This is a genomic window from Mesorhizobium sp. 131-3-5, assembly GCF_016756575.1.
Lineage (GTDB): Bacteria > Pseudomonadota > Alphaproteobacteria > Rhizobiales > Rhizobiaceae > Mesorhizobium > Mesorhizobium jarvisii.
Genome location: NZ_AP023254.1, coordinates 2544469 through 2570239 on the forward strand (window position 1 = coordinate 2544469; position 25771 = coordinate 2570239).

26 protein-coding genes are annotated in these 25771 nt (G+C 63.7%); 14 read left to right on the forward strand and 12 right to left on the reverse strand.

Annotated elements, in window-relative coordinates:
* The first annotated feature begins 61 nt into the window (after positions 1-61).
* Together JG747_RS12350 and greA are read left to right on the forward strand one after the other, a co-directional pair.
* Entirely contained in the window at positions 62-601 is a 540-nt protein-coding gene (locus JG747_RS12350; RefSeq protein WP_038648984.1) for a tetratricopeptide repeat protein, read from the forward strand.
* A 270-nt stretch (positions 602-871) separates the two neighbouring features.
* A complete protein-coding gene (greA, locus tag JG747_RS12355) occupies positions 872-1345 on the forward strand; it encodes a transcription elongation factor GreA (protein WP_008877613.1) in 474 nt (157 codons plus the stop codon).
* A 140-nt stretch (positions 1346-1485) separates the two neighbouring features.
* Here the strand turns inward: greA and waaC are convergent, their stop codons facing one another.
* Genes waaC through rfaD form a run of 3 tightly spaced genes read right to left on the reverse strand, consistent with a single transcriptional unit; the run spans position 1486 to position 4387 of the window.
* Positions 1486-2460, reverse strand: coding sequence for a lipopolysaccharide heptosyltransferase I (waaC, locus tag JG747_RS12360; RefSeq protein WP_038648980.1), 975 nt, complete (start codon positions 2458-2460; stop codon positions 1486-1488).
* Complete coding sequence (gene waaF / locus JG747_RS12365; protein ID WP_202361860.1) at positions 2457-3464, reverse strand: lipopolysaccharide heptosyltransferase II; 1008 nt, start codon at positions 3462-3464, stop codon at positions 2457-2459. The genes waaC and waaF overlap by 4 nt, the downstream gene beginning before the upstream one ends.
* Positions 3437-4387 carry an ADP-glyceromanno-heptose 6-epimerase gene (gene rfaD / locus JG747_RS12370; protein WP_038648977.1) on the reverse strand — a complete coding sequence of 317 codons (951 nt, stop codon included), beginning with the start codon at positions 4385-4387 and terminating at the stop codon, positions 3437-3439. Before rfaD ends, waaF begins: the two co-directional genes overlap by 28 nt.
* A 131-nt stretch (positions 4388-4518) precedes the next feature.
* On the opposite strand from rfaD, the gene JG747_RS12375 reads away from it, so the two are divergent.
* The 4 genes from JG747_RS12375 (at position 4519) to gmhB (ending at position 7982) form a co-directional block, all read left to right on the forward strand.
* Positions 4519-5151: a LysE family translocator gene (locus JG747_RS12375; RefSeq protein ID WP_019860549.1), complete on the forward strand. Its 633-nt coding sequence runs from the start codon at positions 4519-4521 to the stop codon at positions 5149-5151.
* Between the two features lie 114 nt (positions 5152-5265).
* A complete protein-coding gene (gene rfaE1, locus JG747_RS12380) occupies positions 5266-6756 on the forward strand; it encodes a D-glycero-beta-D-manno-heptose-7-phosphate kinase (RefSeq protein WP_019860548.1) in 1491 nt (496 codons plus the stop codon).
* A 7-nt stretch (positions 6757-6763) separates the two neighbouring features.
* Positions 6764-7336, forward strand: a complete 573-nt coding sequence (locus JG747_RS12385) for a D-sedoheptulose-7-phosphate isomerase (RefSeq protein ID WP_019860547.1) — start codon at positions 6764-6766, stop codon at positions 7334-7336.
* Entirely contained in the window at positions 7329-7982 is a 654-nt protein-coding gene (gmhB, locus tag JG747_RS12390; protein WP_019860546.1) for a D-glycero-beta-D-manno-heptose 1,7-bisphosphate 7-phosphatase, read from the forward strand. The genes JG747_RS12385 and gmhB overlap by 8 nt, the downstream gene beginning before the upstream one ends.
* A gap of 15 nt (positions 7983-7997) precedes the next feature.
* Here the strand turns inward: gmhB and JG747_RS12395 are convergent, their stop codons facing one another.
* Positions 7998-8792 (reverse strand): glycosyltransferase family 2 protein, encoded by a 795-nt coding sequence (locus JG747_RS12395; protein ID WP_019860545.1) that lies wholly within the window; start codon positions 8790-8792, stop codon positions 7998-8000.
* Positions 8793-9039: 247 nt separating this feature from the next.
* Positions 9040-9519 (reverse strand): Lrp/AsnC family transcriptional regulator, encoded by a 480-nt coding sequence (locus JG747_RS12400; RefSeq protein ID WP_019860544.1) that lies wholly within the window; start codon positions 9517-9519, stop codon positions 9040-9042.
* Between the two features lie 247 nt (positions 9520-9766).
* Between JG747_RS12400 and trxB the strand changes: the two genes are divergently transcribed.
* Both trxB and JG747_RS12410 read left to right on the forward strand, forming a co-directional pair.
* The gene (gene trxB, locus JG747_RS12405; RefSeq protein WP_019860543.1) at positions 9767-10741 is read left to right on the forward strand and encodes a thioredoxin-disulfide reductase; all 975 of its coding nucleotides are present in this window, start codon (positions 9767-9769) and stop codon (positions 10739-10741) included.
* A gap of 89 nt (positions 10742-10830) precedes the next feature.
* Complete coding sequence (locus JG747_RS12410) at positions 10831-11727, forward strand: LysR family transcriptional regulator (protein WP_010911008.1); 897 nt, start codon at positions 10831-10833, stop codon at positions 11725-11727.
* Here the strand turns inward: JG747_RS12410 and JG747_RS12415 are convergent.
* From JG747_RS12415 to JG747_RS12425, 3 genes are all read right to left on the reverse strand, one after another.
* Entirely contained in the window at positions 11719-12258 is a 540-nt protein-coding gene (locus tag JG747_RS12415) for a methyltransferase family protein (protein ID WP_019860542.1), read from the reverse strand. The genes JG747_RS12410 and JG747_RS12415 overlap by 9 nt on opposite strands.
* Positions 12259-12988: 730 nt before the next feature.
* On the reverse strand, positions 12989-15040 hold the full coding sequence (locus JG747_RS12420; protein WP_019860541.1) for an elongation factor G: 2052 nt from the start codon (positions 15038-15040) through the stop codon (positions 12989-12991).
* A 202-nt stretch (positions 15041-15242) separates the two neighbouring features.
* The gene (locus tag JG747_RS12425) at positions 15243-16772 is read right to left on the reverse strand and encodes a putative bifunctional diguanylate cyclase/phosphodiesterase (RefSeq protein ID WP_202361861.1); all 1530 of its coding nucleotides are present in this window, start codon (positions 16770-16772) and stop codon (positions 15243-15245) included.
* Positions 16773-17019: 247 nt separating this feature from the next.
* On the opposite strand from JG747_RS12425, the gene JG747_RS12430 reads away from it, so the two are divergent.
* On the forward strand, positions 17020-17415 hold the full coding sequence (locus JG747_RS12430) for a (R)-mandelonitrile lyase (protein WP_202361862.1): 396 nt from the start codon (positions 17020-17022) through the stop codon (positions 17413-17415).
* 26 nt (positions 17416-17441) lie between these two features.
* Here JG747_RS12430 and JG747_RS12435 read toward each other — a convergent pair whose 3' ends face one another.
* On the reverse strand, positions 17442-18101 hold the full coding sequence (locus JG747_RS12435; protein ID WP_081295864.1) for a TetR/AcrR family transcriptional regulator: 660 nt from the start codon (positions 18099-18101) through the stop codon (positions 17442-17444).
* A gap of 118 nt (positions 18102-18219) precedes the next feature.
* On the opposite strand from JG747_RS12435, the gene JG747_RS12440 reads away from it, so the two are divergent.
* The gene (locus JG747_RS12440) at positions 18220-19737 is read left to right on the forward strand and encodes an MFS transporter (RefSeq protein WP_019860537.1); all 1518 of its coding nucleotides are present in this window, start codon (positions 18220-18222) and stop codon (positions 19735-19737) included.
* A 70-nt stretch (positions 19738-19807) separates the two neighbouring features.
* Here JG747_RS12440 and JG747_RS12445 read toward each other — a convergent pair whose 3' ends face one another.
* Entirely contained in the window at positions 19808-21010 is a 1203-nt protein-coding gene (locus JG747_RS12445; protein WP_027047279.1) for a pyridoxal phosphate-dependent aminotransferase, read from the reverse strand.
* A gap of 221 nt (positions 21011-21231) precedes the next feature.
* On the opposite strand from JG747_RS12445, the gene JG747_RS12450 reads away from it, so the two are divergent.
* The 3 genes from JG747_RS12450 (at position 21232) to JG747_RS12460 (ending at position 23747) form a co-directional block, all read left to right on the forward strand.
* Positions 21232-22125 (forward strand): EAL domain-containing protein, encoded by an 894-nt coding sequence (locus tag JG747_RS12450; RefSeq protein WP_038648962.1) that lies wholly within the window; start codon positions 21232-21234, stop codon positions 22123-22125.
* Positions 22122-22970: an EAL domain-containing protein gene (locus tag JG747_RS12455; RefSeq protein ID WP_202361863.1), complete on the forward strand. Its 849-nt coding sequence runs from the start codon at positions 22122-22124 to the stop codon at positions 22968-22970. The genes JG747_RS12450 and JG747_RS12455 overlap by 4 nt, the downstream gene beginning before the upstream one ends.
* A 168-nt stretch (positions 22971-23138) precedes the next feature.
* On the forward strand, positions 23139-23747 hold the full coding sequence (locus tag JG747_RS12460; RefSeq protein WP_019860534.1) for a glutathione S-transferase family protein: 609 nt from the start codon (positions 23139-23141) through the stop codon (positions 23745-23747).
* Positions 23748-24222: 475 nt separating this feature from the next.
* On the opposite strand, the gene JG747_RS12465 is transcribed toward JG747_RS12460, so the two are convergent.
* Positions 24223-24435 (reverse strand): cold-shock protein, encoded by a 213-nt coding sequence (locus tag JG747_RS12465; protein ID WP_010910991.1) that lies wholly within the window; start codon positions 24433-24435, stop codon positions 24223-24225.
* 274 nt (positions 24436-24709) lie between these two features.
* On the opposite strand from JG747_RS12465, the gene JG747_RS12470 reads away from it, so the two are divergent.
* The gene (locus JG747_RS12470) at positions 24710-25039 is read left to right on the forward strand and encodes a hypothetical protein (RefSeq protein ID WP_027047277.1); all 330 of its coding nucleotides are present in this window, start codon (positions 24710-24712) and stop codon (positions 25037-25039) included.
* 37 nt (positions 25040-25076) lie between these two features.
* Here JG747_RS12470 and JG747_RS12475 read toward each other — a convergent pair whose 3' ends face one another.
* The gene (locus tag JG747_RS12475; RefSeq protein WP_202361864.1) at positions 25077-25646 is read right to left on the reverse strand and encodes a methylated-DNA--[protein]-cysteine S-methyltransferase; all 570 of its coding nucleotides are present in this window, start codon (positions 25644-25646) and stop codon (positions 25077-25079) included.
* Between the last annotated feature and the right edge of the window lie 125 nt (positions 25647-25771).

Below are 25771 nucleotides of genomic sequence, written 5' to 3' on the forward strand. Positions count from 1 at the left end.
CGGGATGAAACGCGGGACGCTTAGCGTTAGTGTTGCATTCTCACCCCTCAAGGAGGCTTCGATGCACAAAAGAATGCTGATCCAGGCCGCGACTGCCCTTGTCGCGCTGCAGTTCTTCGCTGTCCCGGTATTCGCGGCGGGCAGTAGCGGTGGTGGCAGCGACCAGACTGTCACCCAGTGCAAGAAGGGAGAGGTCTGGGACAAGAAGAAGAAAAAGTGCGTCGCACCCCAGGAAGGCATGCTGGATGACGACAGCATCTATGATGCCGGCCATGCGCTGGCGATGGCCGGGCGCTATGACGAGGCGATCTCGGTGCTCACCCTTGCCGCCAACAAGCAGGATCCGCGCATTCTCAACTATCTCGGCTATTCGCACCGCCATTCCGGACGTGTCACCGTCGGCCTCGGCTACTACGAGGAAGCGCTGCGCATCGACCCGAACTACACGCTGGTGCGCGAATATCTCGGCGAGGCGCATCTGCAGATCGGCGACCTGGCCGGCGCCCAGCAGCAACTGATGGAAATCGAGAAGCGCACGGGCAAGGGCTCGCGCGAATACGGCATGCTGTCCGAGCAGATCGAGCATTTCATGCGGAGCTGATCAGCCCCCAAAGAGTTACCGAAGCGGCCGCGAGCGATCGCGGCCGTTTTTGTTGCCTCCCGCCTCGTTCGCCGCTTCTTCAGGTGAAAGCGGGGATGATTTTTGCAAAACCGATTTTTGGGCGTGAAAAACCCGCGAAGATTGCTATATTAGGGCAAATTGCGGTGAAACGGTTCCGTTAGCCCGAGGCTGCCGGACCGTTTTCTTTTTGTACCCAACGACAAGGCCTCCCCCGAAACGCGGGGGCGGCGGCAGGAAAGGTCAGGCATCATGAACAAGGTCCCGATGACAGGCGAGGGGTTCGCGTCATTGAAGGAAGAACTGCGCTGGCGCCAGCAGGAAGAGCGGCCGCGCATCATCGAGGCGATCTCCGAGGCGCGCTCGCATGGCGACCTGTCCGAAAATGCCGAATACCACGCCGCCAAGGAGGCGCAGAGCCTCAATGAGGGCCGTGTCAACGAACTTGAGGACCTGATCGCGCGCGCCGAGGTGATCGACGTCACCAAGCTCAGCGGCGACAAGGTCAAGTTCGGCGCCACCGTCGTGCTGGTCGACGAGGACACCGAGGAAAAGAAGACCTACCAGATCGTCGGCGACCAGGAAGCCGACGTGAAGTCCGGCCGCATCTCGATCTCCTCGCCGATCGCGCGCGCATTGATCGGCAAGGAAGTCGGCGACGCCATTGAGGTCAATGCGCCCGGCGGTGCCAGGGGGTATGAGATCGTCCAGGTGCAGTTTATTTAGGACCTTTTGATAATTCTACTCTGGCGGCCGACTAGCGCGGTTTTCTGAGCTTCCGGTGCTCACGTACTTTAAAGTACGCTCCCGCTCCGGTTCTCGAAAACCCCGCTATTCGACTCACCAGAGCGAATTCTGAAAAGGTCCTAGGCTGGCGCTTGTAATTTAAGATTAAGCAGCCTGTCCGCCTCCGCCACTACCTCAGCCGGCGTCAGACGCTCACCAGGCGCGGCCAGCAGTGTCATGGCAAACTGCCCGCGCGGGCCTGTCAAACCCGGCTCCGTCGCCAAAAACACCGCGACCGTCGGCAGGCCGAAGGCGCTGGCCAGGTGGGTCAGGCCGGTGTCGGCGCCGATGACCAGCGTCGAGCGGCCAAGGATGGCGGCGATGTCGGCCAGCGGCGATTTCGGCACCACGACCGTCGACGGCACGGCCCTGGCGATGGCTTCGGCAACAGACTTCTCACGTTCGTTCGACCAGGTGGTGACCGGTGTCATGCCGCGCTTGATCAGCAGGCGGGCGGTTCCGATCCAGTCTTCTACAGGCCATTTCTTGTCCTCGCGGCTGGTGCCGTGCAGCAGGAAGGCGGTCTTTCCGGTGATGGCGGCGAGAGCACCGGGTGGCGGCACGATGCCTGAAGCGAGCGTCGACAGATCGGGCTGGTAGCTAAGCGCCAGCCCGAACAGCCGCCGCGTCCGTTCGATGGCGTGCAGGTCGCGCGGCACGCCGTAGGTGACGTCGTAGAACAGCGTGGCCGAGGGTTCGCGCGCGCTCGACCGGTCGAAGCCGGCGATCGGTGCGCGCGCCTGGCGCGCCACCAGGGCCGATTTCAACAGGCCCTGTGCGTCGATGACCAGATCATAGCGGCATTCGCGCAAGGTTCGGCGCAGCGCGGCAGCCTCGCGCCAGGTGCTGCTCTTCAACAGCGCCTTGCGCCAGCGCCGGATGGCCACCGTGTGGATCCTGCCGATCGCCGGGTGCAGGGCGACGATGCCGGTAAACGCCTCCTCGACGCACCAGTCGAAGGATACGTCGGGCCGGTGCAGGCTGGCATCCTCGACGGCCGGAAAGGTGTGGATGACATCGCCCATGGACGATGTCTTGACGATCAGGACCTTCATGCCGCGGCCGGGATTTCCAGCAGCCGCTCCGCCGCCGCCGCGACCTGCCCGACTTCCAATGTCTTCAGGCAGTTGAGATGGCCGAGCGGGCAGACCTTCTGGTGGCAGGGCGAGCAGGAGAGGTGCAGCCAGACCAACTCGCGCCGTTCCGCCAGCGGCGGCGTGTTTTCGGGCGAGGTCGAGCCGTAGACGGCGACTATCGGCGTGCCGACGCCCGCCGCGACATGCATCAGCCCGCTGTCGTTGGAGACCGCCAGCCTTGCCGCTGCGATCAGGTCGATGGCATCCTCCAGACGCGTCTGGCCGGCGAGGTCGACGACGCCGGGAGCAAGGGCCGCGATCTCCGCGGTGACGTCGCGGTCGTTCTTCGAACCGAACAGGGCGATCTTCAATCCCTTATCCATGAATTCGCGGGCAAGGCCGGCATAGCTTTCGCTCGGCCAGCGCTTGGCCGGGCCGAATTCGGCGCCAGGCATCAGGGCCGCGAATTTCTGCGGCGCCAGCCCGAAACGATCGAGCAGGGCGGCCTGGTTGCCGGCATCCACGGTCAGATGGGGCGCGCGGAAACTGCCGCCCTTGGCGAGGCTGAAATAGGCCTGCGCGGTGCGCCGTTTCACGGCGTCCGGCAGCGGCACGATGTCGGTCAAAAGGCCATAGCGCATCTCGCGCAGATGGCCGACACGGCGCGGAATGCGGGCAAAGAAGGGGATCAGCGCCGATTTCCAGCTGCCGGGCAGGATATAAGCCATGTCGTAGCGGCCGCGCAGCAGGCGGCCGAAGCGGCGGCGATGGGTGAATTCGAGCGCGCCGGGCTTCAGCGGGAAATCGATCTGCTGGCGGATCTCGGGCATGCGCTTGACCAGCGGTGCCGCCCAGGCCGGCGCCAGCACGTCGATCGCGGCGTTGGGATGGAGCTCTTTCAGCGCCGAAAACAGGCACTGCGCCATCACCATGTCGCCCACCCAGCGTGGGCCGATCACGAGGATCGTTGGGCTTTCAGCCATTCGACATAGTCTCTGACACCGGTTTCCACTGTCCGGAACTGGCCGTTGTAACCGGCCGCGCGCAAACGGGACATATCAGCTTGCGTGAAGCTCTGGTAGCTGCCCTTGAGGTGGTCGGGGAAGGGGATGAACTCGATCTCGCCCTTGCCCAACGTGTCGATGACGGTTTCGGCGATAGCGCGGAACGGCTGGGCGTGGCCGGTGCCGCAGTTGAAGATGCCGTTCGCGCCTCGCTTCCACAGCCACAGATTGACGTCGGCGACATCGCCGACATGGATGAAGTCGCGGCTCTGTTCGCCGGGGCCGAAACCGTCATAGGCGCCGAACAGTTTCGGATTCTCGCCGCGCTCGACCTGGTTGAACAGATGGAAAGCGACCGAGGCCATGACGCCCTTATGCGCCTCGCGCGGGCCATAGACGTTGAAATAGCGCAGGCCGGCGACCTGCGAATGATCGGTGTCGAAGACGGTGCGCCTGACATAGTCGTCGAACAGTTTCTTCGAATAGGCATAGACATTGAGCGGCCGCTCCAGCGCCGGATCCTCGCGAAACTCGGAACCGCCGCCATAGACGGAAGCCGAGGAGGCGTAGAGGAAAGGCACGCGCAACGCCTGGCAGGCATGCAGCAGCCGCTTCGAATAAGCAAAATTCACCTCCATCATGAACTTGCCGTTCCACTCGGTGGTGGTCGAGCAAGCACCTTGGTGGAACACGGCCTCGACGCGGCCGAGCGACCCGGCCTCGATGCGCGGCAGGAAGTCATCCTTGTCGAGATAGTCGGCTATTTTCAAATCGGCGAGATTGGCGATCTTGTGGCCGTCGGTGAGATCGTCGACGACGAGGATGTCGTCATGGCCTTCGGCATTGAGCGCGGCGACGATGTTGGAGCCGATCATGCCGGCGCCGCCCGTGACGATGATCATGAAGGCCTCTGGTTGCTTGCGATTCCGGTCCTTATAAGGGAGGCCAGCCGGGCTGTCGACAAAGCAGGTGCAGGCGTCACAGTGGCGCCGCAAAGCTTCCGCTCAGTCAGCACCGATCATGAGGGACAAAAATGCCGTCGACCGAACTGCTCATCGCGTTCTTCGCCACCACGGCGATCTTCGCCTACATCCCCGGTCCGGCCATGCTTTATGCGGCGGCGCAGACGATGGCGCGCGGGCGCTGGTCGGGCCTGACGGCGGCACTTGGCATCCATCTCGGCGGTTATGTCCATGTCTTTGCCGCCGCCGCGGGCCTGTCGGTGCTGTTCCATGCCGTGCCGCCGCTCTACATGGCGGTCAAGCTGGTCGGCGCGCTTTATCTGATCTGGCTCGGTGTCTCGCTGTTTCGCAAGCGTGTTGAGGGCGACGTGGCGCTGCCCGCCATCGAGCGCAAATCGGCCCGCCGCGCCTTTTTCGAGAGCATCACCGTCGAGGTGCTCAATCCGAAAACCGCGATCTTCTTCATGGCGTTCCTGCCGCAGTTCATCGATGCCTCGGCGGCCTTGCCGGTGTGGCTGCAATTCGTAGTGCTGGGCACCATCGTCAATTTGATGTTCTCCTCGGCCGACATCGTCTGCGTGTTCCTGGCCGGCCTCGTCATCGGCCGGCTGCGGCGATCGAGCCGGGCGCAGCGGCTGATGCAGCGGGCTGGTGGGGCCGTGCTGGTCGGGCTCGGCGTCCACGTTGCCCTGCAGAAGACCTGACGCGGCGCCGCCGTTGCGCCGGTTCGAATTGCGGTATATCGGCAGGCATGAACGACCGCCAGCCGACACCCTATATGTTTCAGCGACTGTTTTTCCCCGCGCGTTGCCAGTGATATGATCAAGCACAATCCGCCTTCTCCCGAACCCTTGCATCGAGCCATTGCCCGCTTTGGCGGCGTCACCGTGCTGGTGGTCGGCGACCTTATCCTCGACCGCTTCGTCAACGGCGTCATCGAGCGGATTTCGCCGGAGGCGCCGATTCCCGTGCTGCATGGGCGCGGCGAGACCTCGGCCATGGGCGGCGCCGGCAATGTCGTGGCCAACATCGTCTCGCTTGGCGCGCGGGCCATCCCGGTTTCGGTGATCGGCACGGACACCGCCGGCGACAGCCTGGTGCGCATGCTCGGCGAGCTTGGCGCCGAGACAGCGGGACTTTCGCAGCAGCGCGGCCGCATGACCTCGTCGAAGAGCCGCTTCAGCGCGCTCAACCAGCAGGTGCTGCGCTTCGACGAGGAAGAGATCAAGCCGCTGCACGAGACAGAGCGGACAGGGCTGATCCGGCATTTCCGCGCGGCACTGACGGGGGCCGACATCGTCATCCTGTCCGATTACGGCAAGGGCATCCTGCTCGACGGCGTCGCCGCCGAACTCATCGCCATCTGCCGCCAGGCCGGCAAGCCGGTGCTGGTCGATCCCAAGGGCCGCGACTATGCGCGCTATGCCGGCGCGACCGCCATCACCCCCAACCGCAAGGAGCTTGGCGAGGCCGTCGGCCATGCGGTGTTCGCCGATGACGAGATCGTGGCTGCGGCGCGCGAACTGATTTCGGCGCATGGTTTCGACTTCGTCGTCGCCACGCGCAGCGAAAAGGGCATGAGCGTGGTGGGCCCGGACGAGGCGCGCCATATCGCTACCCAGGCGCGCGAAGTGTTCGATGTCTCGGGCGCCGGCGATACGGTGATCGCGACGTTCGCGCTGGCGCTTGCATCGGGGGCTGATCCGGTCGCGGCGGCCTCGATCGCCAATGCAGCCGGCGGCGTCGTGGTGGGAAAGCGCGGCACCGCGCGGCTGACGGTCGAGGAGCTTACGGGCGCGCTGTTTCGCTCGCACGGACCGACCGCCCACAAGGATGCCATCCTCGATGCCTCGTCGGCCGCGCGCATGGTGGCGGCCTGGAAGGAAGAGGGCCTGAGCGTCGGCTTCACCAATGGCTGCTTCGATATTCTGCATGCCGGCCATGTCAGCCTGCTGCACGCGGCGCGCAGCCAGTGCGACCGGCTGGTGCTCGGCCTCAACAGCGATGCTTCGGTGCGGCGGCTGAAAGGGCAGGGCCGCCCGGTCAACGACCAGCATGACCGCGCCTGCGTGCTTGCCGCCCTTGCCTCGGTCGATGCCGTCGTTGTCTTCGAGGAGGACACGCCGCTGGCGCTGATCGAGGCGCTGCTGCCCGACATCCTGGTCAAGGGCGCGGATTATACGATCGACACCGTGGTCGGCGCCGATGTGGTGCAAAAGGCCGGCGGGCGCGTCGTGCTGGTCGATCTCGTCGCCGGCAAGAGCACCACCGGCACCATCGGCAAATTGCGCGCCGGCTCTACAAGCTGAGGTTTTGATGTCTGAACTGAACGACTATCTGGCCCGCTCGGCGGCCGCGATCACGGCGATGGTCGAGCGTGACCTGACCGGCGAGATGGAGCGGGCGGCGAACGCCGTGGTGACGGCGCTCTCGTCGGGCAAGGCCTTGTTGATCGCCGGCAATGGCGGTTCGGCGAGCGACGCCATCCACATCGCCGGCGAACTGGTCGGCCGCTTCCTCAAGGAGCGCAAGGCCTACAATGTCATCGCGCTGCCGGCCAATGCAGCGGTGCTGACGGCCTGGGGCAATGATTACGGCTTCGACACGGTGTTCTCGCGCCAGGTCGAGGCGCATGGCGCGGCCGGAGGCGTGCTTCTGGCGATCTCGACCAGCGGCAATTCGCCGAGCATCCTGGCCGCCGCCGAACAGGCGCGGATGATGGACATGACGGTGATCGGCCTGACCGGCGACACCGGCGGCAAGCTCAAGCCGCTGTGCGACATCCTGCTCAACGTGCCCTCGACCTCGACGCCGGTCATCCAGCAAGGGCATCTGTGCCTCTACCATCATCTCTGCGAAGTGGTCGAAGCGCGTCTCAGCAATGGCTGACAGGACGGCCACGCCACATCCGCTGACCGAGCCGGGCGTGTGGATCGAGCGGATTGGAGACCGGGTTTTCCCGCCGCATCTGCCGGCGCTGTTCCTCGACCGCGACGGCACCATCAACGTCGATACCGACTATCCCAGCGACCCGGCCGAGATCGAGCTCAGGCCGCAGATGCTGCCGGCGATCGCGGCCGCCAACCGGGCGGGAATCCCGGTTGTCGTGGTCACCAACCAGTCCGGCATTGCGCGCGGCTATTTCGGCTGGAGCGTCTTTGCGGCGGTGAATGGCCGCGTGCTCGACCTGTTGCGCGATCAGGGCATGTTCGTCGACATGGTGCTTGCCTGCGCCTACCACGAGGCCGGTGTCGGACCACTTGCCATTCCCGATCATCCGATGCGCAAGCCCAATCCGGGCATGCTGGTCGAGGCGGGCAAACGCCTTGCTCTCGATCTCCAGCGCTCGCTGATCGTCGGCGACAAGCCAGCCGACATGCAGGCGGGAGAGCGCGCCGGTCTGGCACGGGGCTGGCTGGTCGACGGCGAGGCGGCGGTCCAGCCCGGCTTCGCCATCAGGCCCTTGCGGGACAGCAGCGACCTCGGTGACCTGCTCGCAGCCATTGAAACGCAAGGCCGGGACAACAGGTCCTGATCCAGGCCTGACTGCTCACACGGGATCGTTGCGTTCCGAGGCTTCGTAGAGCTTTGCCTCCGTGGCGAAGGAATAGATCATCACCGACATCGAGTAGACGAAGCCATGCCGGCCGCACAGGAAATAGCGCTTGGCCAGGTAGAATTTCAGGAAGTTGCCGAACGGCGACAGCACCAGCCGCACCAGGCCGGGCTTCTTGCCCTTCTCGACCAGCGTGACGGCCTTGAGGCTGGAATAGGCGTTGGCCCGGGCAAGATCCTCCTCGACCGATATTTCACGGCGATGCAGCAGGACACCCTCTTCGATCGTGCCGGTCTCGCCGGGCACCTGGAAGGCTTCGTGCACCCGCGCGGTGAGATCGATGGTGGCGCCTTCCCGGCGGAAAAGCCGCATCAGCCTGTTGTGCAGCACCCAGCGGTGCGCATAGCCGTAGCCCTTCAGCCAATCGCGGCGGCGGATGTACCAGCCGCGGATCTTGTCGTCGGCGGCCTGAGTGATGGCCACGATCGACTGCCGCAACTGGTCGTCGACGCGCTCGTCCGGGTCGATCGAAAGGCACCAGGGCTGGGTCGCGTGGTCGAGCGAGAATTGCCGCTGACGGGGAAAACCCGGCCAGTCATTGTGCAAGAGCCTTATCGGGTAGCCCTTGGCGATATAGCTTTTCACGCATTCAATCGTGCCATCCGTCGAACCGGAATCGACGATGATGATCTCGGCGCAGAAGTCGATGCTTTCCAGGCACGGGCCGATCATATCGGCCTCGTTCACACAGATGATAAGCGCCGAGACCGGGCTTGCAAATCGAGTCATGGTCCCCTTCCCATGGCGGGCCGCCCCCAGAGCAACGCTGCTTTCGCCATCTGTACCCAAGCAAATCCGCGCGGAAAACCGTTACACACTTTTCCTGGAATCGTTTGAGAAACCAATCAAGCGGTCAGTCAAGCGACGAAGTCCGGCAGAGCCGTCCAGCCTTGTACATCAGCGTCTGTCGAATACCAACGCGGTGTCGATGTGGCGAAGGCCAGGAATTCACCGGCGCGCAGGCGTTCGTCAGACCTCAGGGACGCTCGAAGGAAACCAGGCCTTCATCCTTGACCCTGCGGATGGTGAGCGCGGTCCGCACCGTGTCGACATTAGGGGTCGAGGTCAGCTCCTCGATGACGAAGGTCTGGAAGGCGCCGAGGTCGCTTGCCACGCAGTGCAGCAGGAAATCGGATTCGCCCGAGACCATCCAGGCATCGCGCACGATCGGCCAGCCGCGCGTGCGCTCGGCGAAGGTGCGCAGTTCGGCATCGGCCTGGTGATGCAGGCCGACCAGGCAGAAGGCGACGACATCGAGGCCAAGCGCCGGGGCATTGAGCAGCGCGCGGTAGCCGCGGATGATGCCGGCCTCCTCCAGCCGCTTTACCCTGCGCAGACAGGGTGGGGCCGAAATGCCGACGCGGTTCGACAGCTCGACATTGGTCATGCGCCCATCCGCCTGCAACTCGCGCAGGATCTTCCAGTCGATGGCGTCGAGGTCGGCTTTCAGGGGCATGGCGGTCTCAGCTCGGCGCAAGAATCTTTCGCGATTTTGTAATTAAACGACTTTTGTGTTGGCGCCAGCCCTCATCAACGCGATTTTTGAACGGTAACGAAAGCGGCAATGACGCGAATAACCGCTTGGGCCGAAGCTTTCCGGGGACGACGGCCCGTTCGTCTTGCTGGCGTGGTTGGCAACCCTTACATTAAGCGCGAATTCCAAGTCTTTTCCCACGGCACTGTCTGCCCCGCAGAGGTTTTAGATGACCACCAAGCACGCGCCCGTTCTCATCATCGGTTCCGGCCCCGCCGGCTATACTGCGGCGGTCTACGCCGCTCGCGCCATGCTGAAGCCGATGCTGGTTGCCGGCCTGCAGCAGGGCGGCCAGCTGATGATCACCACCGATGTCGAAAACTATCCCGGCTTCGCCGATCCCATCCAGGGACCGTGGCTGATGGAACAGATGCTGAAGCAGGCCGAGCATGTCGGCACCGACATCATTAACGACATCATCACCGAGGTCGACCTCAACGTGCGGCCGTTCCGCGCCAAGGGCGATTCCGGCACAACCTACACCGCCGACGCGCTGATCATCGCCACCGGCGCGCAGGCCAAGTGGCTGGGCATTCCGACCGAGCAGGATTTCATGGGCTTCGGTGTCTCGGCCTGCGCCACCTGTGACGGCTTCTTCTATCGCGGCAAGGATGTCGCGGTGGTGGGCGGCGGCAATTCGGCGGTGGAGGAGGCGCTCTATCTGTCGAACCTCGCCAAGAGCGTCACGGTCATCCATCGGCGCAGCGACTTCCGCGCCGAGCGCATCCTGCGTGAGCGGCTGCTGCAGAAGGACAATGTCCGCGTCATCTGGGACACCGTGGTCGACGAGATCACGGGCCGCCCCGGCAAGGCGCCGCTGCCGCCGTCGGTTGAAGGGCTGAAGCTCAAGCATGCGGTGACCGGTGCCGAAAGCCACCTCAAGGTCGACGGCGTGTTCGTGGCGATCGGCCATGCGCCGGCGGTCGAGCTGTTCGTGGGCAAGCTGAAGCAGAAGCCGAACGGTTACTTGTGGACGGCGCCGAATTCGACCCGCACCGACGTGCCTGGCGTGTTCGCGGCCGGCGACGTGACCGACGATGTCTACCGCCAGGCGGTGACGGCGGCGGGGCTCGGCTGCATGGCGGCACTCGAAGCGGAAAAGTATCTGGCCGGCATCGAGGTGCATCGCGAAGCAGCCGAATAGCGGCCGCTCTGAACTGTTAAAAAAACGGCTTAGAAACGCCGTGTAAAAGCCTGATTTTTCATTCAGACGCCAACAGAACGAGGGGAATCATGGCGTTGGACTGGGACAAGCTACGCGTGTTTCACGCTGCGGCGGAAGCGGGGTCGTTTACGCACGCGGCCGAGACATTGCACCTGTCGCAATCGGCGATCTCGCGGCAGGTCAGTGCGCTCGAGCACGATGTCGGCGTGCCGCTGTTCAACCGCCATGCGCGCGGCCTGGTGCTGACCGAACAGGGCGAGATGCTGTTCCGCACGGCGCATGACGTGCTGATGAAGCTCGAGACCATCAAATCGCGCCTGACCGAGACCAAGGACCGGCCCTCCGGCGTGCTTCGCGTGACGACGACCGTTGGCCTCGGCGCCGGCTGGCTGACCGAACGGGTGCAGGAGTTCATCGAGCTTTATCCGGAAATCAGCCTGCAGCTGATCCTCGCCAATGAGGAACTCGACCTCACCATGCGTCAGGCCGATTGCGCCATCCGGCTGCGCCAGCCACAGCAGCCGGACCTGATCCAGCGCCGCCTGTTCACCGTTCATTTCCATCTCTATGCGGCCCCTTCCTATGTCGCCAAGCATGGCAAGCCGGCCTCGGTCTCGGAGCTGAGAAATCATCGCATCGTCACCTTCGGCCTGCCGGTGCCGTCGCATCTGTCGGAGTTGAACTGGCTGGAGACGGTCGGCGATTTCGAGGGCGGCCAGCGCGTGCCGTCGCTGCAGATCAACGACATCTTGTCGATCAAGCGCGCCGTGCAGGGTGGCGCCGGCATCGCCATGCTGCCCGACTATGTCATCAACAAGGACTCCGGCCTGGTGCAGCTTTTGCCGGAAACCGAGGTGCCGTCCTTCGACACCTATTTCGCCTATCCCGACGCGATGAAGAACCAGGCCAAGCTGCACGTGTTCCGCGACTTCATTATCGCGAAAGCGCGCAGTTGGTCATTCTAGCCCTAGCGGACGATCGGCGGCACTGGTGATCTGTTCGCCCCGCCAGGGCGTCAGGCGCGGCAGCCAGCCGGGGACGTTGCGGCGGTAGGTTTCATAGTCGGCGCCGTAGCGGCGGGCGAGCGTCGGCTCCTCGTAGAATTTGACAAAGGAGCCCATAACAACAGCGCCGATGACGGCATAGGCGACAAGCGTCCAGCTCGAGAACAGCAGCGCCTGGCCGAGGATGATCGACAGCACGGCGACATACATGGGGTTGCGGACATGGCGGTAGATGCCGCCGATCACGAGCTTCTCCGTCGGCGCGACCGGGGCCGGCGTGCCCAGCCCCTCGAGCGCGAAACGGGCGAAAGCATGCAGCAGAACGGCGGCAGCAGCGGCGATGAGGACGCCGCCGGCAGGAACAAAGCCCGGCACGGTGGACCACGGCAAGCGATAATGATCGCTGAGCAGCCAGGGAACCAGCCCGGCGACCACGCCGGGTGCCACGATGAAGAAGGCCATGCTGCCGGCAATCGCCGAAAACGTCCGCATTGGCTGCTTTCTCTCCGATTGCCTCAGAAATGAACGTCTGCTGCCTGCTTCTACATCATTGCGTAGTTTTGGTGGCTTGGGGCGAAAACCGGCCGCGATTCACGCTTCTGTAGTGACGATTGCGTGGTTGAGCGCCCCATTTTTGAAGATTCTGCTGGTCCTATTGGCTTCTGGAGTGGGTTGGACCACAGCCTATGTCTTTTTGCATGCGTGTGTTGCAAAATAGATGCTTGTTTCTTGGGCATGTTGAGCACATATATAGATCATCTCCTGGGCGCGTTCTCCTCCCATTAGCGCCCTCGAGTGTTCCCCTCTGGAGGTTAGCCTTAACAGGCACTTCCAATCAAACTCAGCCGGATCTTCATTGATCCGGCTTTTTTGTTGCGCGGACCCTGCCGGGATGGCTGAGAATTTCACGAGAGTTGCCGCGTAACAGTGTCATGTAACCTCTGGTAACATGACAACGATGGCTTCTGCTGCTATGAAGGGCGCAGGACGCGGTGTGGTTCGAACGGGAGATGGGGGCATCACTCGTACGGCCCGGGCTCAGGCGGCTACCGCGTCCCAACCCCTTTCCGCCGAAAGCGGCGACTGTACATGCGGCGGACCTGCCGTTTCCCCTCCCAAGAAAACGGTCCGCAAACAAAACGGCGTCCGGCTTCCCGGGCGTCGTTTTTGGTTTTTGTCCCCTCGAACAAGGGTTCGAGGGGATGGTGCGTCAAGATCAGGATCAGGCTGCCTTGCCGTTGGTATTCATCGCTTCGTCGGCGAGACGGCCGGTGAGTTCGGCCATATGGTCGAAGACGGCGCGATAGCTGGCGACGCCCGCGGTCGCCGAGCGCAGTTCGATGATCAGGTCGCCGATCTCGGCCTGCGGCATGGTCGCCTCGACGACATCCCATCCCGGCCATCCCGGCCGCGCATCATAGCCGAGGATCTGCCCGCGCCGCTGCGGGATCAGCGCGATGATCTTCGACGTCGCGTCGGACGGCGTGACGATCTCGACCTTCATCACCGGCTCCAGCAGCACCGGCGAGCAGGCGGCCATGCCTTCCTTCATCGCGAGCTTGGCCGCCATCTGGAAGGCCATGTCGGAGGAATCCACCGCATGGTAGGAGCCGTCCGACAGGTTGACGGCGACGTCGACAACGGGGAAGCCGAGCGGGCCGTTCTTCAGGTAATCGCGTATGCCTGTCTCGACCGACTGGATGTAGGTCTTCGGCACGACGCCGCCGGTGATGGTGTCGGTGAACTGGAAGCCGGAGCCGCGCGGCAGCGGCTTGATCTCGATCACCACATCGCCGAACTGGCCATGTCCGCCCGACTGCTTCTTGTGGCGGCCGCGCTGCTGCGCCGATTTGCGGATCGTCTCGCGATAGGGCACCGCCGGCGCGTGGCCTTCGACCGGGATCTGGTTCTTGCCCTCCAGCCGCTCGCGCACGACGCGCAGATGCATTTCGCCGTGGCCTGACAGCACCGTCTCTGCCGAGTCCTGGTTGTGGCGCAGGCTGAGCGAGGGATCTTCCTCGGCCAGCCGCTGGATGGCGGCCGACATCTTGACCTCGTCCTTGCGTTCCTTCGGCCGCAGCGCGAAGGCGAAGACAGGCTGCGGCGGCTCGAACGTAAACAGCTGCTTGGTGCCGCCCTTGGCCGAGGTCAGCGTCTGGCCGGTCTTGACCTCGTCCAGCTTGCCCAGCGCCACCGTGTCACCGGCCTTGGCGGCGGCGAGCTTGAACTGATCCTTGCCGAGCATCTTGTAGATGCCGGAAACCTTGGCGGTGTCGCCGCCGGGCAGCCACAGCTCGGAGCCGTCTGCGACCTGGCCGGACAGGATGCGCGACACCGACAGCTTGCCGCCATGCGGGGTGTGGATGGTCTTCATCACCTGGACCACGGTGGCGCCGCCGTCCGAGGCACCAAGCCGCTTGCGGGTCGCCTCGATGTCGGGCGCGTCGTGGCGGATCGCCTTCAAGAGGCGCAGCACGCCGTTGCCCCTCTCGGCGGTGCCGATCAGCACCGGCGTCACCACGCCTTCGCGCAGGTCGGCGGCGAGATCATCGAAGATCGCGTCCTTCGGCGGCTCGATCTCCTCGAGCAACTGTTCCATCAACTGGTCGTCATGGTCGGCCAGGGTTTCCAGCATCGAGAAGCGCGCTTCCAGTTCGCGGGCCTTGTCGTCACCCGGTATCTGAGCCACCTCGCTTTCGGCATATTCGCGGTAGATGTAGGCACGCTCCAGCGCCAGGTCGATCGAGCCGATGACGACGCCGTCCTTGCGCAGCGGAATCTGGCGCAGCAGGAGCGGCACCGAGCTTGCCGGCTGCAGCATCTTCAGCGTGTCGCGCACGCCTGATATCGCCTTGTCGACCTTGTTGAGGAAGAGGATGCGCGGCACGCCGAGATCGTCGAGCTTGCGCATGATGAGCTGCAGGGCAGGAATCTTCTTTTCGTCCGCCTCGGCCACGACCACCGCGAGGTCGCAGGCGGCCAGCACCGGCTCGGCCTCGAAGGAGAATTCGATCGAGCCGGGACAATCGACGAAGGTGATCTGCTCGCCCATGAATTCGGTGGTTGCGATCGTCGCCTCGACGCTCATGGCGTGGGCGCGCGCCTCCGGCGAATGATCCGAGACGGTGCTGCCTGATGAAACGGGATTTTGTCGGGGGATGGCGCCCGTACGGGCCAATATGGCTTCGAGAAGTGTCGTCTTACCGCTTGCAAAGGGACCGACTATGGCAATGCATTTCGGTCCCGTGCGTCGTCCTCCGGCGCGAGTACCCATGGCTGACCTCCACTCAGGCGTTTCCCTAGGGACCGACTGGCATGCATGGTTCAGGCGTGGTCAATCGGTCCTTAGCGGCGGCCGGCCTGTTCGACCGTCGCGGGCGGGGTTCTTTTCCTGTTGCCACCTGCCCTGAAGCATCGTCCCACTTGTTTGCCGGCAGGGCAAGGGAAATAGAAATCCGCTGCCGTGCGGTGGGGTCTCAGGCGCTCAGCGCCAAGGGTTCGGCATCGATGGCGCGCAAGGGCGCCACCTTGTCGCGGGGCGCCGGCCTGCCGAAGAAGTAGCCCTGGAAACGGTTGCAGCCGGCGGCCTTGGCCAGCGCGAACTCTTCCTGCGTCTCGACACCTTCCGCCACGATGGTGACGTCCTGGATGCGCGCGATCTGCGCCAGCGCCGAAACGAAGATCTGCGCCACTTGGTCATGGGCAAGGCTGCGTATGTAGGAGCGGTCGATCTTGATGCTGTCGATGGGCAGGGTTTTCAGATAGTTGAAGCCGCAATGGCCGGTGCCGAAATCGTCGAGCGCAATGTGGAAGCCGAGGCCGCGCAACACTTCGAGGCGCCGCAGGATTTCGGGCGTGGCGGCGGTCGCCACGGTCTCGGTGATCTCGATGATGAACTGCGTCGCCGAGCAACCGGTTTCCTTCAGCACGCGGTCGCACATGGTGACCATCTCGTCGCGATTCAGCTGCTCGCCCGAAACATTGATGGAGATGCGGCGCCCGGGGAAATGGCCGACATCGGTGCAAGCCCGCTTAAACACCCATTCGCCGAGCATGTCGATCAGGGTCGAGCGTTCGGCGATGGGGATGAACTCGGCCGGCGAGATCAGCCCGCGAACCGGATGACGCCAGCGGATCAGCCCTTCGAGAGCATAAGCGGACCCGTCCGGATTGACGATCGGCTGGTAGTGCAGTTCGAGTTCGCCCAGATAGACCGCCGCGCGCAACTCCCGCTCGACCAGGCGCCGGTAGCGCTTGTCGGACAGCATCTCCTCATCGAATACGGTGACGCGGCCACGGCCGGCCGCCTTGCTTTCGTAGAGCGCCAGGTCGGCAACCAGCATCAGTTCCGCCGTGTTGGAGGCATGAGCCGGCGCCAGTGCCACGCCGACCGAGATGGAGAGCGGAATGGTCTTGCCTTCATGCGATTTGCCGGCTCGCATCGTATCGAGCAATTGCCTGATGTCCTTGTTGATGGCGGCGAGGTCGCCATGCGGAATGATGACGCCGAATTCGTCGCCGCCCAACCGTCCGACCATGCCACCGGCAAAGACGCGTTCCGACGTCTTGACCAGGTGCACCAGGGCCAGGTCACCGAACTGGTGCCCGAACGTGTCGTTGAGCTGCTTGAAATGATCGACATCGATCAACAGCAAAGTCGCCTCGCGCCGGTCGCGCATGGTGCCCAAGCTATCGCGCAGCGCTTCGAGAAAGTAGCGCCTGGTCATCGCCCCGGTCATGGCGTCCCTGGTCAGGAAATGATGTTTTTCTGCTTCCGCCGCTTCCGCCGAGCGCAAGCGATGGACGACGCTGCTGCGCATGTACATCAGTGCCAGCAAGGCAAGGCCGGTGGCCAGGCTCGAGACGGCGAAGGCGCCGCCCGAGGGCAGGTTGCGCGAGATGTCGAAAGCGCCGAATGCGGCGGCGCCGATGCTCAGCAAAAGCAGGGCCTGGATGCCGCGATAGATCCGGCCGCTATGGTCCTTGATCGTCGCCAGTATGCTCATCCGACGGCCCCCGCAATGCAGGCTCACGGCTAGTGGCGAGCCGTTAAGAAGACATTGAATTCGCCGTTGCTTCGCCCCGTGCCGTCATGCGCGAAAGGTTCATGGTTAAGGAGAGAAAACCGCTTCTTCCTCCAGACAGCCGAAACGGCCGGTTGCGCCTCGGGCGATATCGGCGGACAATGTTTTTGCCTCGACGAGCAGCGGCGTTTGCCGCCGGTCGCTTCACCACCAGTTTCAGGATCAGACGATGAAGATCATTGCTTGCGGCAGCGTGCCGACCATCATAGCGCCGGAGAAATACTTCACCGGCCGGGTTCTGCAGACGCCGATCATCGAGGCAGAGGCGCCGGCGCGGCTGAGAGCGACACTGGTCAGCTTCGAACCGGGGGCGCGCACCCACTGGCACACACATCCGCTCGGCCAGACGCTTTATATCACCTCGGGCGCTGGGCTTGCCCAGACATGGGGCGGCCCGGTCCAGGAGATCAGGGCAGGCGACGTGATCTGGTTCGCGCCCGGTGAGAAGCACTGGCATGGTGCCGGGCCGAAGACGGCGATGACGCATATCGCCATGCAGGAAGCGCTCGACGGCGTCCATGCCGACTGGCTGGAGGCGGTTTCCGGCGAGCAATATGGCAGCTAAGACCTGACCAGCCGCGGACGGCGGGCCTATTTGGGTCGCACCATGCTCAGGAACAGCGCGGAAAGGTTTGCCGCGAGTTCGCTGCCGTCGCGCACGCCACCTTCGATGGCGTGATCGACTGCGCCGTGCAGCCCGTTGAACAGGACGATCGCGGCGAGGTCCTGGTCGTCGACGGACCAGGCGCCGGCTTTCGTGCCGGCCGCCAGCAGGGCAGAGAGATCGCCGAGCAGCGGGTTGTCGCCTTTCATCTGCCGCTGGTCGGGGCGATGGTCGTGGAAGACGACGTCGTGCAGCCGATGGTCATCGAGATAGGCCTCGATGCCGGCGCTGACGAAGCTCTTCAGGCGCCCGGTCCAGTCATCAGTCGGGCAGGCCTCCATGGCGCTCAGGATGCGGGCGCGAAACCCCGCCACGAACCGCTCGCGCAGGGCGGCAACGACATCCTCCTTGGAGGTGAAGTAGAGATAGAAGGTGCCTTTGGCGACTTCGGCCCTGGTGGCGATCTCGTCGATCGTCGTGGTGCCGACGCCCTTGGCAACGAACAGCGACGTGGCGGCCCGCAAGATATCGTCACGGCGCACCTCGGCTGGCTTGGTGCGTGGTTTCAGTGCCTTCCTGGCAATGACAGGCATAGGGTTCGGCTCACCGTTCGGGTCTTTCCGCAGCACTGGCTTATCGATTTTCATTAACCTGCTTCTAACGGCCTAGACAAGCTTTTTATAATGATTCCAAAGTGACTTATCCATATTGACTGACCGTCGGTCAGTGGCATAGATGGCTGCATGTTTCATGTTGGGATAGACCATGCCGAAGAACCGCCTGCCGCTCGTCGCCGCCGTCTATCTCGGCACGTTTGTCGCCTTGCTCGACGTCAGCATCGTCAATGTCGCGCTGCCGACCATCCAGCAGGCGCTGCACACCGATTTCGGCGGCATGCAATGGGTGGTCGATTCCTACACGCTGTGCCTGTCGGCCTTCATGCTGTCGTCGGGGCTGATCGGTGACCGCTATGGCCGCAAGCGCTCATGGCTGGCCGGCGTCGGCATCTTCGTTGCCGGTTCGCTGATCTGTGCCGTCGCGCCCAATTTGCCGGCGCTGCTCGCCGGCCGCGTGGTGCAAGGCATTGCCGGCTCGCTGCTTATTCCTGGCGCGCTGTCGATCCTGACGCAGGCTTTTTCCGATCCACGCGAGCGGGCCGGCGTCATCGGCGGCTGGGCCGCGTTCGCCGCCGTTTCTCTGGTCGTCGGCCCGGTGCTGGGCGGCATTCTGGTGCAGACAGTCGGCTGGCAGAGCATCTTCCTGATCAATCTGCCGCTCGGCCTTTTCACCATCACGCTGGGCGCCGTGTCGATCGAGGAGACGGCGCATCCCGAACATGCCCATCTCGACCTTGTCGGCTTGGCGCTCTCGATCCTGTGGCTCGGCGCGCTGACCTTCGGCCTGATCTCTGCCGGCGAGAACGGCTGGGGCGATGCCGGGACCATCACGGCCATCATTGCCGGTGTCGTTGGCCTGGCGGCCTTCCTTGGCTTCGAGGCGCGCACGCCACGGCCCATGCTGCCGCTCGGCCTGTTCCGCGACGTGCGCTTTGCCGTCGCCAACGTCGCCTCGTTCGCACTCGGCTTCACCTCCTACAGCTGCGTCTTCTTCTTCTCGATGTTCCTGCAGCAGGTGCAGGGCTGGTCGCCGACGCAGACCGGCCTGCGCATGGCGCCGGCCTTCCTTGTCCAGATTGTCGTGTCACCCTGGATCGGCCGGCTGAGCGGCCGCTATGGGCATTCGCTCTTGATGACGACGGGCTATGTGCTGATCGGGCTTTCGATGCTCGGCATGTGCTGGGCCGGGCCGTCGACGCCATACACGTTGCTCTGCGCCCTGTTCATCATCAACGGTCTCGGCAATTCGCTGGCGATCCCGACCGGCAGTGCCGCCGCCATGTCCTACGCGCCACGCGAGCGCTCCGGCATGGTGTCGGCCGTCATCAACGCCACCCGCCAGAGCGGGCTGGCCATCGGCATCGCGCTGCTTGGCGCCTTGATGAGCATGCGGGCGACGAGCCTGTTGACCGGATATCTCCGCGATGCCGGTGTCGGCAATGCCGAAGCGGTGGCTCGTGCCGCCATATCACGGCATGATTTCGCAACCGACGCGGCAATCGGCGAGGGTGGCGTGCATCGGCTGTTCGCCACCGCCTATGCCGGCGGCTTCCACGCCGCGATGCTGACGGCGGCGATTGCCGCCTTCCTCACCGCCGCTCTGCTGATCATGGTCCTGGCGCCGGCCGAGGCGCGTTCGGCCAGGCAAGCAAAGCAACAGGCGTAAGCAGCCTCGCCTCCCAACAAAAACCCGGCGATGATGGCGCCGGGTTTCTTTTGTCGCCAGATCGATCCGATCAGGTCAGCGATGCCGTGAAGCGCTGGATGCGCGTGCAGGCTTCCTCCAGCAGCGACTCCGAGGTCGCATAGGAGATGCGGAAGTTGGGGCCGAGGCCGAAGGCCGAGCCGAACACCACCGCAACACCTTCCGCCTCGAGCAGTTCCGAACAGAAGGCCTCGTCGGTGTCGATCACCTTGCCGGCCTTGGTCTTCTTGCCGATCAGCTGGGCGCAGGACGGATAGACATAGAAGGCGCCTTCCGGCGACGGGCACGTGATGCCGCGCGCCTGGTTGAGCATCGATACGACGAGGTCGCGCCGCCCCTGGAAGATCGCCTTGTTCTTCGCGATGAAGTCCTGCGGGCCGTTGAGCGCCTCGACGGAAGCCCATTGGGCGATGGTGCAGGCGCCCGAGGTCTGCTGGCCCTGGATCATGTCCATCGCCTTGATCAGCTGGACCGGACCGGCTGCATAGCCGATGCGCCAGCCGGTCATGGCATAGGCTTTCGACACGCCGTTCATGGTCAGCGTGCGCTCATAGAGCTTCGGCTCGACTTCGGCGATGGTCTTGAAGACGAAGTCGCCATAGGTCAGGTGCTCGTACATGTCGTCGGTCAGCGTCCAGACATGCGGATGCTTCAACAGCACGTCGGCCAGCGCGCGCAGTTCGGCTTGCGTGTAGGCCGCGCCCGACGGGTTGGACGGCGAGTTCATCAGCAGCCATTTGGTCTTCGGCGTGATCGCCTTCTCCAGCACTTCGGCCGTCAGCTTGAAGCCATTGTCGATCGAGGTGTCGGCGAACACCGACGTGCCGCCGCAGATCGCCACCATTTCGGGGTAGCTGACCCAGTAGGGGCGGGGGATGATGACCTCGTCGCCGGGGTTCAGCGTCGCCATGAAGGCGTTGAACAGGATCTGCTTGCCGCCGGTGCCGACAATGGTCTGCTCGGGCTTGTAGTCGAGATTGTTCTCGCGCTTGAATTTTTTTGCGATCGCCTCGCGCAGCGGCACAATGCCCGAAACCGGCGGGTACTTGGTTTCGCCACGGCGGATGGCTTCGATCGCCGCATTCTTGATGTTGTCGGGCGTGTCGAAATCCGGTTCGCCGGCGCCGAGGCCGATAATGTCACGGCCGGCATTTTTCAGCTCGCGCGCTTTCTGCGTCACCGCGATGGTGGCGGAAGGCTTTACGCGGGAAAGGGTGTCGGCAAGAAAGGCCATGACCAGATATCTCTCCTTGGGAAGATCGGCGCGGCCAGGAGCGGCCGCGGCGCTTCTCATGTCGCATGATTTCGCTCAGTGCAAGCATTGTCGGCTGATCCAGGCCTCAACGAGCCGTGATTGCCACCTGTAGGCGGCAACAAAAAATTCATTAACGGGCGGTAAGGGCTTGAGTGGCAGGATCGCAATCCATTCCGCCATTTCGCGGAGCGAGGGAACCCTTGTCGCGCAGCATCGGGCTTGCCCATATCATCCGTCATGATGACGGCACCTCGTCAGGTGTCTGGGGCATCTACACGCTGCAAAGCGCCTTCCAGCCGATCTTCGCGTTCAAGGAGGGCAAGCTGTCGGTTGCCGCCTTCGAAGGGCTGATCCGGCCGTTTCGCGACGGCGAGCCGCAATCGCCGATGGCCTTCTTCTCGACCTGTCCGGCCGCCGACCGCCTGCATGTCGAGGCGCTGACCAGAACATTGCATCTGCTCAATGCCGGCGCCTGCCTGCCGCAGGAGGCGTCGATCTTCGTCAATTTCGACCCGTCGGTGTTCACCGAGCGGTCGATCGCCGACAATGCCCTGCGCGAAATGCGGCTGGTGCTGCACGAGGCCGGCATCGATCCGGGCCGTGTCGTGTGCGAGGTGACCGAGCAGAGATCGGCATCGCAGGAGACCCTGCACAGCTTCGTCGCCGCACTCAAGGGCAACGGGTTTCGCATCGCCGTCGATGACTATGGCGCCGACGATTCCGACATCAACCGCATCAAGGAGTTGCGGCCCGACATCGTCAAGTTCGACGCCACCTGGATCACGCAGCTGATGGAGTCCGGCGCCGGCTTCGCGCTGTTGACGACGATGGTCAAAAGCTTCGAAGAACAGGGCATCCGCACGGTGTTCGAGGGCATCGAGGAAGGGTGGCAGCTGGAGCTCGCCGAAAAGTCCGGCGCTTCCATGGTCCAAGGTTTCGTGCTGGCGCGGCCGGAACTGGCGCCGACGAGTTTCCGTGTTTTCGGGAAAACTCCGGACCCGGTTGCCGCCGCAAGTGATGCGTCCACTGCCTCCACCGTCGCTCCGCGTACGGCGCGGCCGGCAAAAGCGTTCGGGCGCAGGGTCGCGCCATGAGGATCGAGCGGCGGCGCAATGTCGGCGAGGCGATCTTCGTTGACGAGATCGGCATCGAATACGGCGTCCATGGCGAGTTCCGCCTGCGCAGCGCCTACCAGCCGATCTTCGCGCCGCTTGGGCGTTCGCTGCACGCAGTGGCGGTCGAGGGCCTGATCGAGCCGCACCGCGCCGGCAGGGCAGGGTCGGCGCGGGCGTTCTTCGAAAGCGTTGCCCCGGCTGACCGGGTGTTTGTCGAGACCATGTGCCGGGTGCTGCATCTCAGGAATTTCCACAATATCGGCGTCGACGGCCTCGATCTGTTCTTCAACTACAATCCGATGGTCAACGACCATTCCGGGCGGGCGCTGGCCGAGATCAGGCTGATGAGCCGGCATCTCGGCGAACTCGGCCTCGCCCCCGGCATGCTGGTCTGCGAAATCACCGAACAGGCGGCGGACGAAGCGCTTCTGGCCCAGCTGGTGCGTGAAATGCGGCGCGACGGCATCCGCATCGCCATCGACGACTTCGGTACCGGCCATTCGACCGAGGAGCGGGTGAGCCTGCTTCAGCCCGACATCGTCAAGATCGATGGCGGCTGGTTCGCGGAGTTCTGCCGCCATGCCGCCGCCGAACGCTTCTTCCGCCCGCTGGTCTCCAGCCTGCATGACCGCGGCGCCAGGGTGCTTGTCGAAGGCATCGAGCAGCCCGTCCATCTGCGCGTCGCGCTCGACGGCGGCGTCGACCTGCTGCAGGGCTATCTTCTCGCACGGCCGGCGCTGGCCGGCACCATCTTCAACGAAGTACCGCTCGTTATCGATGCGCTGCTGGGCAGGGAGAACAATGTCGTGCCGCTGTTCGGCTAAGCGACTTCGGCGACTGGCGAAAGCGGTGCCACAGCGTCCTTCTCCCCGTTCTACGGGGAGAAGGATGCTCTCATCAGCGCCGCTGATTGTCCCACCAAAACAAATCATTGGTTGAAGGCACGGCGGCTGCGATAATCGCCTGGTCAAGGCAGCTCCGGGGACCGATCCATGATACTCTACAGCATGATTGACAGCGGCAATTGCTACAAGCCGCGCCTGCTGATGGCCAAGCTTGGCCTCGCCTTCACCACGATCGAGGTGAGTTCGCATACCGGCGACACGCGCAAAGCCGATTTCGTTGCCAAGAACCCGAATGCCATGGTGCCGCTGCTCGAACTCGACGACGGCCGCCGGCTGGCCGAGTCCAACGCCATCCTGCTCTATCTCGCCGAAGGCACGCGCTTCCTGCCGGCGGACAAGTATGAACGTGGGCTCGCCTATCAATGGCTGTTCTTCGAGCAATACAGCCACGAGCCCTATATCGCCGTGCGCAAGGCCCTCCTGACCTTTCCCGAACGCGCCAGGGATGCGACGCCCGACCGGCTGGCGATGACGCTGGAGCGCGGCCATAAGGCGCTCGGCGTGATGAACAGATATCTGGAGAACAACGCCTTCTTCGCCGGCACTGCCTTCAGCGTCGCCGACATCGCGCTCTATGCCTACACGCATACGGCCGAGCAGGGCGGCTTCCAGCTCGACGCCTATCCGGCTGTCGTGGCCTGGCTTGGCCGCGTCGAGGCGGATCCGGGGCACGTGCCAATCGAGTGGGTGGGTTGAGACCTTCTCAATAATTCAACTCCGGCGGCCACCTAGCGCGGTTTTCTGCGCTTCCGGTGCTCACGTACTTAATCGTACGCTCCGCTCCGGTTCTCGAAAACCACGCTATCTGACTCGCCAGAGCGAATTCTTGAAAAGGCCTCGGCGCTGCGGCTAAAGACGTCGAAAGTTTCCGGCTCGAACTTCGGCCAACGCCTTTTTGGCAGACTCGTCCAGTCGACCTGCCTTTGCATCGGCCTCGATCATCGGGGTTGCAAAGTTAAATGGCTGAACCCAGACAAACAAAAAGGCGGGATAAATCCCGCCTTCCCATGCTTGGTAGCCTGATTGGGAGCGTCCGGTCCGGGCTGGCAGCTATCTGCTGTTCCAGCTTGTCGGGTCTTTCCGCTCCGGGCCCGCTTCTCGCGCGACCGTCAGTACATCCGTGACTTGCCGCGCGCCCCGAGCTCTCGCCCGGCGCGCGCCATTCGCAAAATCAGGCTGCCTTGCTCAGAGATCCAGCGGACGACTTGCCAGTGCGGCGGTCCTGCTCGATCTCGAAGTTGATCTTCTGGCCTTCGACCAGGGTCGACAGTCCAGCGCGCTCGACAGCGGAGATGTGGACGAAAACGTCCGCGCCGCCCGCGTCAGGCTGGATGAAGCCGAAGCCCTTGGTGGCGTTGAACCACTTGACCGTTCCAGTTGCCATAAAAATAGTCCTTGCATTTGCTTTGGTTTGACCGGACCGAAGTCCAGCCGGTGTGCATCGAGATTTTGGAGATAGACGTCAGCAAACGCGAAGATCGCGAGGCCCGGATCGATCGGCCGAAATATCAATGGGGCTGATATAGGCTGCTTTCGTTCCAAAAACAAGACTGCGTGAGAAAGCTGTGATTGAAGGCCTGCCCAACGGCCGCCCCAATCTGGTGGAACCGTCGCGGCGGATCGCGCTGTCCGTGGGCGGCGGATCAGGGGAGGAAACCATGAAAACCATAGTGCTTGCCGCCTGTCTGACGCTGGTGGCCGCCGAGGCGCAGGCGATCTCGCGCTATGACCCGACGCATATGAGCTGCGGCAAGGTGCAGTCGACGATCGCCAGGCAAGGCGCGGTCATCCTGCGCTACCAGTCGAAACGCGTGCCTGGGCTGCCGCTCTACGACCGCTATGTGCAGAGCCAGCAATTCTGCACCATGGGCGAGGTGCGGACGCGCGCCTATGTGCCGAGCGCCGACACCAGTTCCTGCCCGGTCTACAACTGCAAGCGGCCGGACAATGACCGGCATTTCCGCCGGCGATTTTTCCACAACAATTAGGGCGACGCCAAGTAGGGGCAGCGCTCGCGCCGGCGGTTCAGAACCCGAAGGACACCTGCGCCGGCGGCGGCGGGCCGACGCGCACGCCTTCCATGGCCAGCATCTTCTCCTTGGTAACGGAGCCGCCGGGCGCCGAGAAGCCGCCGATCTTGCCGCCGGCCGCCAGGATGCGGTGGCAGGGGATGACCAGCGGCACCGGATTGGCGCCGAGGGCCGCACCGGTTTCGCGCGGCAGGCCGGCATGACCGGCGCGCTTGGCGAGTTCGCCATAGGTGATGGTCTCGCCATAGCTGAGTTTTCGTGCCGCGTCGTAGATGGCCAGGCGGAAATCGTCGACGCCGTCGAGATCGACCGGCACATTGGAGAAATCGACGTCCTCGCCGGCGGCGTATGCCTTGATCGAGGCGATCAGCTCGACCACCCATGGCGGCTGCGCGGTGGAGGCGGAAACACCGCTATGGCGCAGCAGCCGCCGCTCCACCGATTCACGGCTGCGTTCGGGCAGGCAGAGCCGGATCAGGCCCTTTTCGCTCCAGGCGATGCCCATGAAACCGATCACTGTTTCTAACACTGCGTGGCCAGCTGTGATCGACGGTGTCGTTTCCATGATGCGCTCCTTTCCGCAAAGTGGCGAAATCCGGGATTCCTGCCGGTACATATCAGGAACAATATGGCATCACCGCCCGCGTCTCGCCACCCGAAAACCACCGGATGGCCCCGATTGCTACCCTG

Excerpts from the sequence above, each read along its gene's own strand:
- JG747_RS12350 (WP_038648984.1), top strand. The coding sequence starts at position 62 with ATGCACAAAAGAATGCTGATCCAGGCCGCGACTGCCCTTGTCGCGCTG.
- greA (WP_008877613.1), top strand. The coding sequence starts at position 872 with ATGAACAAGGTCCCGATGACAGGCGAGGGGTTCGCGTCATTGAAGGAA.
- waaC (WP_038648980.1), bottom strand. The coding sequence starts at position 2,460 with ATGAAGGTCCTGATCGTCAAGACATCGTCCATGGGCGATGTCATCCAC.
- waaF (WP_202361860.1), bottom strand. The coding sequence starts at position 3,464 with ATGGCTGAAAGCCCAACGATCCTCGTGATCGGCCCACGCTGGGTGGGC.
- rfaD (WP_038648977.1), bottom strand. The coding sequence starts at position 4,387 with ATGATCATCGTCACGGGCGGCGCCGGCATGATCGGCTCCAACATCGTC.
- JG747_RS12375 (WP_019860549.1), top strand. The coding sequence starts at position 4,519 with ATGCCGTCGACCGAACTGCTCATCGCGTTCTTCGCCACCACGGCGATC.
- rfaE1 (WP_019860548.1), top strand. The coding sequence starts at position 5,266 with ATGATCAAGCACAATCCGCCTTCTCCCGAACCCTTGCATCGAGCCATT.
- JG747_RS12385 (WP_019860547.1), top strand. The coding sequence starts at position 6,764 with ATGTCTGAACTGAACGACTATCTGGCCCGCTCGGCGGCCGCGATCACG.
- gmhB (WP_019860546.1), top strand. The coding sequence starts at position 7,329 with ATGGCTGACAGGACGGCCACGCCACATCCGCTGACCGAGCCGGGCGTG.
- JG747_RS12395 (WP_019860545.1), bottom strand. The coding sequence starts at position 8,792 with ATGACTCGATTTGCAAGCCCGGTCTCGGCGCTTATCATCTGTGTGAAC.
- JG747_RS12400 (WP_019860544.1), bottom strand. The coding sequence starts at position 9,519 with ATGCCCCTGAAAGCCGACCTCGACGCCATCGACTGGAAGATCCTGCGC.
- trxB (WP_019860543.1), top strand. The coding sequence starts at position 9,767 with ATGACCACCAAGCACGCGCCCGTTCTCATCATCGGTTCCGGCCCCGCC.
- JG747_RS12410 (WP_010911008.1), top strand. The coding sequence starts at position 10,831 with ATGGCGTTGGACTGGGACAAGCTACGCGTGTTTCACGCTGCGGCGGAA.
- JG747_RS12415 (WP_019860542.1), bottom strand. The coding sequence starts at position 12,258 with ATGCGGACGTTTTCGGCGATTGCCGGCAGCATGGCCTTCTTCATCGTG.
- JG747_RS12420 (WP_019860541.1), bottom strand. The coding sequence starts at position 15,040 with ATGGGTACTCGCGCCGGAGGACGACGCACGGGACCGAAATGCATTGCC.
- JG747_RS12425 (WP_202361861.1), bottom strand. The coding sequence starts at position 16,772 with ATGAGCATACTGGCGACGATCAAGGACCATAGCGGCCGGATCTATCGC.
- JG747_RS12430 (WP_202361862.1), top strand. The coding sequence starts at position 17,020 with ATGAAGATCATTGCTTGCGGCAGCGTGCCGACCATCATAGCGCCGGAG.
- JG747_RS12435 (WP_081295864.1), bottom strand. The coding sequence starts at position 18,101 with ATGAAAATCGATAAGCCAGTGCTGCGGAAAGACCCGAACGGTGAGCCG.
- JG747_RS12440 (WP_019860537.1), top strand. The coding sequence starts at position 18,220 with ATGCCGAAGAACCGCCTGCCGCTCGTCGCCGCCGTCTATCTCGGCACG.
- JG747_RS12445 (WP_027047279.1), bottom strand. The coding sequence starts at position 21,010 with ATGGCCTTTCTTGCCGACACCCTTTCCCGCGTAAAGCCTTCCGCCACC.
- JG747_RS12455 (WP_202361863.1), top strand. The coding sequence starts at position 22,122 with ATGAGGATCGAGCGGCGGCGCAATGTCGGCGAGGCGATCTTCGTTGAC.
- JG747_RS12460 (WP_019860534.1), top strand. The coding sequence starts at position 23,139 with ATGATACTCTACAGCATGATTGACAGCGGCAATTGCTACAAGCCGCGC.
- JG747_RS12465 (WP_010910991.1), bottom strand. The coding sequence starts at position 24,435 with ATGGCAACTGGAACGGTCAAGTGGTTCAACGCCACCAAGGGCTTCGGC.
- JG747_RS12470 (WP_027047277.1), top strand. The coding sequence starts at position 24,710 with ATGAAAACCATAGTGCTTGCCGCCTGTCTGACGCTGGTGGCCGCCGAG.
- JG747_RS12475 (WP_202361864.1), bottom strand. The coding sequence starts at position 25,646 with ATGGAAACGACACCGTCGATCACAGCTGGCCACGCAGTGTTAGAAACA.